General features: G+C 58.6%; 9 protein-coding genes. 5 read left to right on the forward strand and 4 right to left on the reverse strand.

Features of this window, described 5'->3' with window-relative positions; genetic code table 11:
- Positions 1–48 precede the first annotated feature (48 nt).
- The gene (locus tag ACW9IR_RS01015; RefSeq protein WP_457461239.1) at positions 49–369 is read right to left on the reverse strand and encodes a hypothetical protein; all 321 of its coding nucleotides are present in this window, start codon (positions 367–369) and stop codon (positions 49–51) included.
- A gap of 190 nt (positions 370–559) precedes the next feature.
- Here ACW9IR_RS01015 and ku point away from each other — a divergent pair, with 190 nt between their 5' ends.
- Positions 560–1,426, forward strand: coding sequence for a non-homologous end joining protein Ku (gene ku, locus ACW9IR_RS01020; protein WP_457461241.1), 867 nt, complete (start codon positions 560–562; stop codon positions 1,424–1,426).
- A 164-nt stretch (positions 1,427–1,590) separates the two neighbouring features.
- On the opposite strand, the gene lpxO is transcribed toward ku, so the two are convergent.
- Positions 1,591–2,490: a lipid A hydroxylase LpxO gene (lpxO, locus tag ACW9IR_RS01025; RefSeq protein ID WP_110718571.1), complete on the reverse strand. Its 900-nt coding sequence runs from the start codon at positions 2,488–2,490 to the stop codon at positions 1,591–1,593.
- Positions 2,491–2,868: 378 nt separating this feature from the next.
- On the opposite strand from lpxO, the gene ACW9IR_RS01030 reads away from it, so the two are divergent.
- Positions 2,869–4,455: an ABC-F family ATPase gene (locus ACW9IR_RS01030; RefSeq protein WP_077572769.1), complete on the forward strand. Its 1,587-nt coding sequence runs from the start codon at positions 2,869–2,871 to the stop codon at positions 4,453–4,455.
- Between the two features lie 281 nt (positions 4,456–4,736).
- Positions 4,737–5,924, forward strand: coding sequence for an MFS transporter (locus ACW9IR_RS01035; RefSeq protein ID WP_457461244.1), 1,188 nt, complete (start codon positions 4,737–4,739; stop codon positions 5,922–5,924).
- Between the two features lie 133 nt (positions 5,925–6,057).
- On the opposite strand, the gene ACW9IR_RS01040 is transcribed toward ACW9IR_RS01035, so the two are convergent.
- A complete protein-coding gene (locus ACW9IR_RS01040; RefSeq protein ID WP_102899838.1) occupies positions 6,058–7,095 on the reverse strand; it encodes an alpha/beta hydrolase family protein in 1,038 nt (345 codons plus the stop codon).
- Between the two features lie 236 nt (positions 7,096–7,331).
- Positions 7,332–7,943, reverse strand: coding sequence for an FMN-dependent NADH-azoreductase (locus ACW9IR_RS01045; protein ID WP_095118797.1), 612 nt, complete (start codon positions 7,941–7,943; stop codon positions 7,332–7,334).
- A 127-nt stretch (positions 7,944–8,070) separates the two neighbouring features.
- On the opposite strand from ACW9IR_RS01045, the gene ACW9IR_RS01050 reads away from it, so the two are divergent.
- Both ACW9IR_RS01050 and ACW9IR_RS01055 read left to right on the forward strand, forming a co-directional pair.
- On the forward strand, positions 8,071–8,979 hold the full coding sequence (locus ACW9IR_RS01050; protein ID WP_102899840.1) for a LysR substrate-binding domain-containing protein: 909 nt from the start codon (positions 8,071–8,073) through the stop codon (positions 8,977–8,979).
- Positions 8,976–9,335, forward strand: a complete 360-nt coding sequence (locus tag ACW9IR_RS01055) for an MmcQ/YjbR family DNA-binding protein (protein WP_194935010.1) — start codon at positions 8,976–8,978, stop codon at positions 9,333–9,335. Before ACW9IR_RS01050 ends, ACW9IR_RS01055 begins: the two co-directional genes overlap by 4 nt.
- The last annotated feature ends 56 nt before the right edge of the window (positions 9,336–9,391 follow it).

Here is a 9,391-nt window from a genome sequence, read left to right on the forward strand (position 1 = left end):
GATTCCTTTTGTTCGTTTGTGGGGCCGGCAAAACTTCAGTTCTGCCGCTCAACGGTTGCTGCCTCCGCTGCGCGAAGGTGGATTGGGAATGAACGTCGGTGGCGTGCTTGGCACCGAGTGGATCGGCTGGCCATTGCCGATGCCACGGTTCTCGACGGTCGGCTGACGCGGTGTCGGTACCGTGTTCGTCCCGCGAATGGGTGGAGCGCTGGGCTGAGTGCCCTGCATGCTGTTGGGGTTGGCCCGGCGGATCGGGCTGTTGTAGGGGTTGTTGCTGTTGCCGGTAGGGCTTTGCGCCAGCAAGACGTCGGCATGAACCAGACCGCCACTGAGGATCAGGACGACGATGCCAAGCAGAATTCGGTTCATGACGCTGCCTCTCGATGGGGCCGGGGATAGAGCCTTCGAGTCCACGCTACGCCGAGGGTTCGGATTTGTTAACCCACAAGCCTTAAACAACATGTAACACGACTTGACCGAGTCCCCGAAACCCCGTGCATTCCGGGGAAACTTTCAGTCACAGCAGCAGGTCATCCGATCATCACTCGGAGAACTCACCATGGCTCGGGCAATCTGGAAAGGCGCGATCAGTTTCGGACTGGTGCACATCCCTGTCGCATTGGTCTCGGCGACCTCGTCGCAGGGCGTGGATTTCGATTGGCTCGACAGCCGCAGCATGGATCCGGTGGGTTACAAACGGGTCAACAAGGTCACCGGCAAGGAAGTCACCAAGGAGCACATCGTCAAAGGCGTGGCCTATGAAAAGGGCCGCTATGTGGTGCTCAGCGAAGAGGAAATCCGCTCGGCGCACCCGGTTTCAACGCAGACCATCGACATCTTTTCCTTTGTCGACGCCGAACAGATTCCCCTGCAGAACATCGACACCCCTTACTACCTGGCGCCAGACAAGCGCGGCGGCAAGGTTTACGCATTGCTGCGCGAAACCCTGAGCAAGACCAACAAAGTTGCCCTCGCCCGCGTTGTGCTGCATACACGCCAGTACCTGGCGGCGTTGATGCCGCTGGAGTCTGCGCTGGTGCTGGTGAAACTGCGTTGGCCGCAGGAGGTACGTGGCCTCGACGAGCTGGAACTGGGCAGCGAAGTGACCAAACCGCAGTTGGCCAAGGGTGAGCTGGACATGGCCAAACGGCTGGTGCAGGACATGAGTGCGGACTGGAAGCCCGAAGACTACAAGGATGAGTTCGAAGACAAGATCATGGCCCTGGTCGAGAAAAAGGCCCATGAAGGCAAGATCGAGGATGTTGAGTCGGTGGGGGGCGAGGAAGAGCGCAAAACTGCTGATGTGATCGACCTGACCGAGTTGCTTAAACGCAGTCTGGGCGGGAAAGCTGCAGCCAAGCCGAAGGCGAAAGCCGCCAGCAAAACAGCGCCAGCCAAGAGGACAAAGAAGGCCTCCGGTGAATGACAATCCAAGAATCGTCAGGTAACTGACAGGTTGTATTTGAGAGAGTCTTCGCTAGCGGGCTAGCTCCCACAGGGTTCTGAGTCGAATGCAAAAATTGCTTTCACTCGAGACTAAGGTGGGAGCGAGCCTGCTCGCGAAGGGGCCAGCCAAACCAATGCAAAAATTCAGATCAGAATGAAGATCGCCAGCAAACCACCGAAGATCGCCCACTTTTCCATGTAGTAGCGCTTACGATTACGTTTTTTCAGCTCTTTACCACGCAAACGAATCTTGTAGATTCGGGTAAACAAGCGGTTGATGCCACCGGTCCGATCACCGGCATCGTTCGGCGCACCTGCCGCCGACATCACGGTACGGCTGAACCAGCTGTTGAACGCCGCCGCCCAGCGGTACTTCATCGGTCGTTCAATGTCGCAGAACAGGATGATGCGGTTCTTGTCGGTGGTGTTTTCGGCGTAATGGATAAACGTCTCGTCGAACATCACCGCTTCGCCGTCACGCCAGTGGTAGCTCTCACCATCGACGTTGATATAGCAGCCAGCGTCGTTCGGTGTGTCCAGACCCAGGTGATAGCGGTAGGAACCGGCATACGGGTCACGGTGACGCACCAGTTTCGAACCCGGTGGCAGCTCGGCAAACATCGCGGCCTTGATCGAACCGATGCTCTGTACCAGTTCGGTGGTGCGCGGGCACAGCTTCATCGCCGACGGATGGCTCTCGCCATACCACTTCAGATAGAAACGCTTCCAGCCACTTTTGAAGAACGAGTTGAAACCGACATCATCGTACTGATTGGAGCGTTTGATCTCACCGGCACGCAGCAGATTCTGCCCTTCTTCGCGGATTTCCTCCCAGTGCGCCTGTAGCGGACTCAAGTCGGGAAAATCAGCCGGGTCGAGGTAAGGCTTGTTCGGCTTTTTCGAGAACAGATACAAGAAGCAGTTGATCGGCGCGAGAAACGTCGAATGGTCACTCAGTTGTCGACCGAGCTTGTGGCGCACACGCCCACGCAAATGAACGTATGCAATGGAAATGACATAAATAGCAGCAATGATGAGTTTCACGGAAATCGTCACACGTCAGAAGTGAACAAACTGCGCGCCGGTGGCCTGAAGCCCCGCGTCTTATGCAGTGGTCTGAATACACATGGCACGTCCTTGGCCCGCGCCGTAACCGGACGCTCGGTGAAAGGTGGCATTTTAGCCACAGTTTGTAACCGATAGTGAACCTTCATCTGTGAAAAACTGTCCCGCGATCATGCCAATCGGCGATCGTGGCGTGATCGCCCTATCGTTTAAAGAGCCAGACCAGTACAATCGCCGCCAAACTTTACGCGCCCCCCTTGGTTGATGACGGGACTCTCCCGCTTCAGCGCACTTTGACTCGGGCCAAGCGCTGCAGCCGCACCCTCGCTTTTTAAGAATGCTTCGCAGGAATAACTCTTGATTTCTACAGCTAACATCACGATGCAGTTCGGCGCCAAGCCGCTCTTCGAAAACGTTTCGGTCAAATTCGGCGCGGGCAACCGCTACGGCCTGATCGGCGCCAACGGTTGCGGCAAGTCGACCTTCATGAAAATCCTCGGCGGCGACCTCGATCCGTCCGGCGGTCAGGTCATGCTCGAGCCGAACGTGCGTCTGGGTAAATTGCGCCAGGACCAGTTCGCCTACGAAGAATTCACCGTGATCGACACCGTGATCATGGGTCACGAAGAGCTGTGGAAGGTCAAGGCCGAGCGCGACCGTATCTACTCGCTGCCGGAAATGAGCGAAGAAGACGGCATGGCCGTGGCCGAGCTGGAAACCGAATTCGCCGAGATGGACGGCTACACCGCCGAATCCCGCGCCGGTGAACTGCTGCTGGGCCTGGGTATCGGCATCGAGCAGCACTTCGGCCCGATGAGCGAAGTTTCGCCGGGCTGGAAACTGCGCGTATTGCTGGCGCAGGCGCTGTTCTCCGATCCGGAAGTGCTGTTGCTCGACGAACCGACCAACCACCTGGACATCAACACCATTCGCTGGCTGGAAAACGTGCTGACCCAGCGCAACAGCCTGATGATCATCATCTCCCACGACCGTCACTTCCTGAACAGCGTGTGCACGCACATGGCTGACCTGGATTACGGCGAGCTGCGTCTGTTCCCAGGCAACTACGACGAGTACATGACCGTGGCGACCCAGTCGCGCGAGCAACTGCTGTCGGACAACGCCAAGAAGAAAGCACAGATTTCCGAGCTGCAATCGTTCGTCAGCCGCTTCTCGGCCAACGCCTCGAAAGCCAAACAGGCTACTTCCCGTGCCAAGGCGATCGACAAGATCCAGCTGGCCGAGGTCAAGCCTTCGAGCCGCGTGAGCCCGTTCATCCGCTTCGATCAGAACAAGAAGCTGCACCGTCAGGCGGTCATCGTCGAGAAAATGGCCAAAGGCTTCGACGGCAAACCCCTGTTCAAAGACTTCAGCTTCCAGGTTGAAGCCGGCGAGCGCGTGGCGATCATCGGCCCGAACGGTATCGGTAAAACCACCCTGCTGCGCACCCTGGTCAACGAACTGACCCCGGACGCCGGCGCCATCAAGTGGACCGACGCCGCGGAACTGGGCTACTACGCTCAGGACCACGCGCACGACTTCGAAGACGACGTTACCCTGTTCGACTGGATGGGTCAGTGGACTCAGGGCGAGCAGATGATTCGCGGTACCTTGGGCCGCATGCTGTTCTCCAACGACGAGATCCTCAAGTCGGTCAAAGTGATTTCCGGTGGTGAGCAAGGTCGCATGCTGTTCGGCAAGCTGATCCTGCAAAAGCCGAACGTGCTGATCATGGACGAACCAACCAACCACCTGGACATGGAATCGATCGAGGCGCTGAACCTGGCGCTGGAAAACTACCCGGGCACGCTGATCTTCGTCAGCCACGACCGTGAGTTCGTATCGTCCCTGGCCACGCGCATCATCGAGCTGAGCCCGGATGGCGTGACCGACTTCAGCGGCACTTACGATGACTACCTGCGTAGTCAGGGTGTGGTGTTCTAAAAAAGCAGCTTCTAGTGTTGAGCTGTTAGCTTCAAGCTAAAGCCCTGTCCATGTGACGGGGCTTTTTGCATTTCAGGGTGAGGGATTTGCTGGTGCGGCTACCTTCGCGAGCAGGCTCGCTCCCACCTTTGGAATGCATTCCCCTGTAGGAGCGAGCCTACTCGCGAAGGGGCCATCAATAGCTACATCAATCCTCAGGGAAAGTAGTTAGCCTGCTTTCTTTTATCTCAAGCCCAAGCCATGATGCGAACTCTCCCACCGCCGCCCGCGAACGAGTCCTCATGTCTGCGCAGCAACTGCCACCGCAAAGCTCCATGGCGATCACCCTGCAGATCGTTTCCATCGTGTTCTACACCTTTATTGCGTTCCTCTGCATCGGTCTGCCGATCGCGGTGTTGCCCGGTTATGTACATGAGCAATTGGGTTTCAGCGCGGTGGTTGCCGGGCTGGTGATCGGTTCACAATACTTGGCCACCCTGCTCAGCCGGCCGATGGCCGGGCGCATGTCGGATACGATCGGGACTAAACGGGCGATCATTTATGGTTTGTGGGGGATTGTGCTCAGCGGTTTGCTGACGCTGGTTTCCACGCTCCTGCAAGACTTCCCGCTGGCCAGCCTGATCATTCTTATTATCGGGCGCTTGCTGCTCGGCGTCGCTCAGGGGCTGATTGGTGTCGGCACGATCAGTTGGTGCATGGGCCAGGTCGGCGTCGAACACACCGCAAAATCCATTGGCTGGAACGGTATCGCTTCCTATGGCGCGATTGCCATTGGTGCGCCATTAGGGGTGGTGATGGTCGCCGAATACGGCTTCACCAGCCTCGGCATCGCCCTGGCCGTACTGGCGGCCGGCGCACTGCTGCTGATCCGCAATAAGCCTTCGGTGCCGGTGATACGCGGAGAACGGCTGCCGTTCTGGGCAGTGTTCGGGCGAATCGCTCCGTATGGCGCCAGCCTGACCCTGGCTTCAATAGGCTACGGCACGCTGACCACCTTCATCACCCTTTATTACCTCAACCGTGGCTGGACCGGTGCGGCGTACTGCCTGACCGTGTTTGGCGTGTGCTTCATCCTGTCACGGCTGATGTTTATCTCGGCGATCAGTCGCTTCGGCGGGTTCAGGTCCGCTATCGCGTGTATGACCATCGAAACCGTGGGGCTGGTGATGCTCTGGCTGGCGCCGTCGACCGCTTTCGCCTTGATCGGCGCAGGACTCGCGGGATTTGGTTTGTCGTTGGTGTACCCGGCGCTGGGTGTCGAGGCGATCAAACAGGTGCCCAGTTCCAGTCGTGGTTCCGGTTTGGGCGCGTACGCGGTGTTCTTCGATCTGGCGCTGGCGATTGCCGGGCCGTTGATGGGCGCGGTGGCGCTGAATCTGGGGTATTCGTGGATATTCTTCAGTGCGGCGCTGTTGTCGGTGATCGGGCTGGGGTTGACCCTGCTGCTCCAGCGCCGGGCGATTTCTTGAACAATCGACGCAAAACCTGTGGGAGCGAGCTTGCTCGCGAAGGCGGTGAATCAGTCAGCACATGTATTGACTGACACTACGCTTTCGCGAGCAAGCTCGCTCCCACAGTTGCTGCGGTGCTGCGGGGATCGGATTATTGATCCGCAGTTTGCATGCCAGCCCGCGTCGGTCTACCCAGCGTATGGGAGAAGAACCGCCCGGCCTCTGAAATGAGGTTGCGATGGATATCCTCGCGATCCACCCCATCAGCATCGGTACACAACGCCGGCATCGCGCGAATCTGCTCTTCGTTGCACGGCGCCATAAAGACGAAGTGCCCTGCCCCGGCGAGTAACTTGAAGTCCGGCGCCGTCGGCAGTTTGCGCGCCAGCGCCGCCGCGTTCTTGTCGAAGGCGACCAGTTTGTCGCCATCGCCGCTGTAAAGCAGCACCGGCACATGCACATCGGCGAGGGTGTGACGGCCGAACTTCAAGCTCAGCGGCGCCATCAACAGCAACGCGTGAACACGCGGATCGGCCACCGGTTGCAGATCATCCCGATCGACGATCAATTCCCCCTGCGTGTTGCAGGCGTCACGATCATCCGGACGTTCCTGGCAATAACGCCGCAGGCGATCCAGATCCGGTTGCGCCCCGGACAGGATCAACGCCGTCTCGCCACCCGCCGAATAACCGATCACCCCGACCTGGTCAGCGTTGACGTACGGCGCGAGCATGCGGTCGCCAAGGGTCGCGGTAATCGCTTCGGAAATCTGAATCGGCCGGCCATAGAGATTGCTCAGGGTGCCCAATCGGCTGTGGTCTTTGGAGTTGTCGCCGGGGTGAATCACCGCCACCACCACAAAGCCTTTGCGCGCCAGCGATGTCGCAAGATCGTGCAACGCCAGCGGCGTGCCGGTGTTGCCGTGGGAGAGCATCAGCATCGGAAAACGGCCGATGGCGACTTTGGTGTCTTCGCCAGCCTCGACGGAGTAACCCTCGAGCAGACTCATGTGTTCACGGTCGCTGGAAGGATAGAAGGCAATCGCGCGCATCGGCTGCAGATCCAGCGGATCGAGGAACGTCATCTCGTGATAACCGACGCTCCACACCGGGTGTCGCCCAGGCGCAGCCTGCACTGAATTCAGGCTGCCAAGCAGGCAAATCAGTAACGCTGCACAAAGACGCATCACGGGATGCCCCACCCTGTTGTTACTCAATCGAAAGTTCCGTGGCGTTGCGGGCCAGAAACGCCGGGGATTCGGTGTTTCAGTACGACAATGCACTCAGACGCAGATTGTGTGATTGCATAACCCGGGCCAGATTATGTAACAGCCAGAAACAAAAAACTCCGTATTCGCCCCTTGCGGAACCAGAATACAGAGTTTTTTGAGTGTTACCTGAACATCAGCTGTTCTTTACGCAAGCCTTACGCAGCGGCGAACAGTTGCTCGCTGATCTTCGCTTGCGCAGCGGTCATCGCGTTGTTGCGCACTTCTTCGCCATAAGCGAGGCCTTCGGCGCGAACGATTTCGATGTCGGTGATGCCCAGGAAGCCCAGTACCAGCTTCAGATATTCTTCGTGAGCGATGCCGCTGGCCTGACCGGCATGAATGCCACCGGAAGTCGAAACGATCACCACTTTCTTGCCGCCGCACAGGCCTTCAGGGCCGGCTTCGGTGTAACGGAACGTTTGACCGGCGACTGCTACGCGGTCGATCCACGCCTTGAGTTGGGTCGGCACGGTGAAGTTGTACATCGGTGCGGCGATCACCACGGCGTCGGCAGCGATGAACTCGGCCAATGTCGAAGCGCTCAGTTCGGCTTCGTGCTGTTGTGCGGCGTTACGCAGCTCAGCAGTGGTGCCGGCGGCAACCAGGGTGGTCGACGAGAAGTGGCTGATGGCATCGGCGGCCAGGTCGCGGTAGGTCACCACGGCGCTTGGCTCGGCGACTTGCCAGGCTTTGACGACTTCGCCGCTCAACTGACGGGAAGCCGAGTTGTCGCCCAGAATGCTCGAATCGATATGCAGCAGTTTCATGTGGAATCTCCTGGAAGGAATCGCCGGTGGCGACGGAATGGAGACAATCCTACGCAAGAAACCAATAGATGATTAGCCGCCTGAAATGCGATAGTTTGTCCCACTGATAGAACAGTTGGATTTCCCGATGCAAGACCTCAACGATCTCTACTATTTCGCCAAAGTCGTCGAGGCCGGCGGTTTTGCCGCGGCCGGGCGCTTGCTGGGCATTCCCAAGTCACGGCTGTCGCGGCGCATTGCCGAACTTGAAGAACGCCTTGGCGCGCGTTTGCTGCAACGCACCACCCGGCAACTCAATCTCACCGCGGTTGGCGAACGTTATCTGCGTCACTGCCAGGCGATGTTGCTGGAAGCGGAGATGGCCGATGAAGCGGTGGCGAGCATGTCCAGCGAGCCGCGTGGACGTTTGCGGGTGTCATGCCCGACCGGTTTGGCGCACGAGATGCTGCCGTGGGTAATCAGCGAATTTCTCGGTAAATTCCCGCAGGTGCAACTTGAAGTCGTCTTGCTCAATCGCCGCGTCGATCTGGTCGGCGAAGGCTTTGATGTGGCGCTGCGCGTGCGTGAACATGGTGATGAGGACCCGTTGCTGGTTACCCGGCGTCTGCGTCAGGCGCAAATGGTCGTGGTGGCCAGCCCGGCGTTTATCCAGGGTCGAACGATCAACCATCCGCAAGACTTGAAAACGCTGCCGGTGCTCGGCGCGCTGGAGGCGGATCGTCTGGTTCATGTGCGCCTGCTGGATCAGCAGGGCAACAGTTTCGAGCTGAACATGGAAGCACGGCTGGGCATTGATGATTTTGTGGTACGCAAAGCCTGTGTTCTCGCGGGTCAGGGCTTCACGCTGTTGCCGATGATGTATTGCGAAGATGAGCTGAGAAACGGCACGCTGGTGCAGATGCTGCCGGAGTGGTCGCTGCCCGGCGGCTGGCTGCAAGCGGTGTATCCGCATCGACGCGGGGTGATGCCGGCGGTGCGCGCGTGGATCGATCATCTGGTCGAGTCGTTCAATGCCTGTGGGGAGCGGTTGTTATGAGCAAAGGGAAGATGAACGAAGCCGACGTTGCGGCGTTCTGCCTGGCATTGCCGGGCGCTCGGGAAGATTACAAATGGGGTGGCGTGCGGGTGTTCTCGATTGCCGGCAACAAGATGTTTGCCTTGCAGGGGCTGCGCGGGGATTCACTGGCATTCAAGGTCGACAAGGATCTGTTTCTCGGTCATTGCGACCGCCCCGGCATTCACCCGGCGCCGTATCTGGCGCGGGCGCAGTGGATCATCATGCACCCGCCCTACCCGTTGGGTGCCGAGGAATTGCAGGGGTTGTTGCAGCGTTCGCATCAACTGGTGGTGAGCAAATTGCCGAAGAAAACCCAAATCGGTTTGTTGCTGTAACCCCAATCCCTGTAGGAGTGAGCCTGCTCGCGATAGCGGAGTGTCAGTTGGAATTT

Source organism: Pseudomonas sp. SDT291_1_S447 (assembly GCF_054070155.1).

Excerpts from the sequence above, each read along its gene's own strand:
- ku (WP_457461241.1), top strand. The coding sequence starts at position 560 with ATGGCTCGGGCAATCTGGAAAGGCGCGATCAGTTTCGGACTGGTGCAC.
- ACW9IR_RS01045 (WP_095118797.1), bottom strand. The coding sequence starts at position 7,943 with ATGAAACTGCTGCATATCGATTCGAGCATTCTGGGCGACAACTCGGCT.
- ACW9IR_RS01050 (WP_102899840.1), top strand. The coding sequence starts at position 8,071 with ATGCAAGACCTCAACGATCTCTACTATTTCGCCAAAGTCGTCGAGGCC.
- ACW9IR_RS01055 (WP_194935010.1), top strand. The coding sequence starts at position 8,976 with ATGAGCAAAGGGAAGATGAACGAAGCCGACGTTGCGGCGTTCTGCCTG.
- ACW9IR_RS01035 (WP_457461244.1), top strand. The coding sequence starts at position 4,737 with ATGTCTGCGCAGCAACTGCCACCGCAAAGCTCCATGGCGATCACCCTG.
- ACW9IR_RS01015 (WP_457461239.1), bottom strand. The coding sequence starts at position 369 with ATGAACCGAATTCTGCTTGGCATCGTCGTCCTGATCCTCAGTGGCGGT.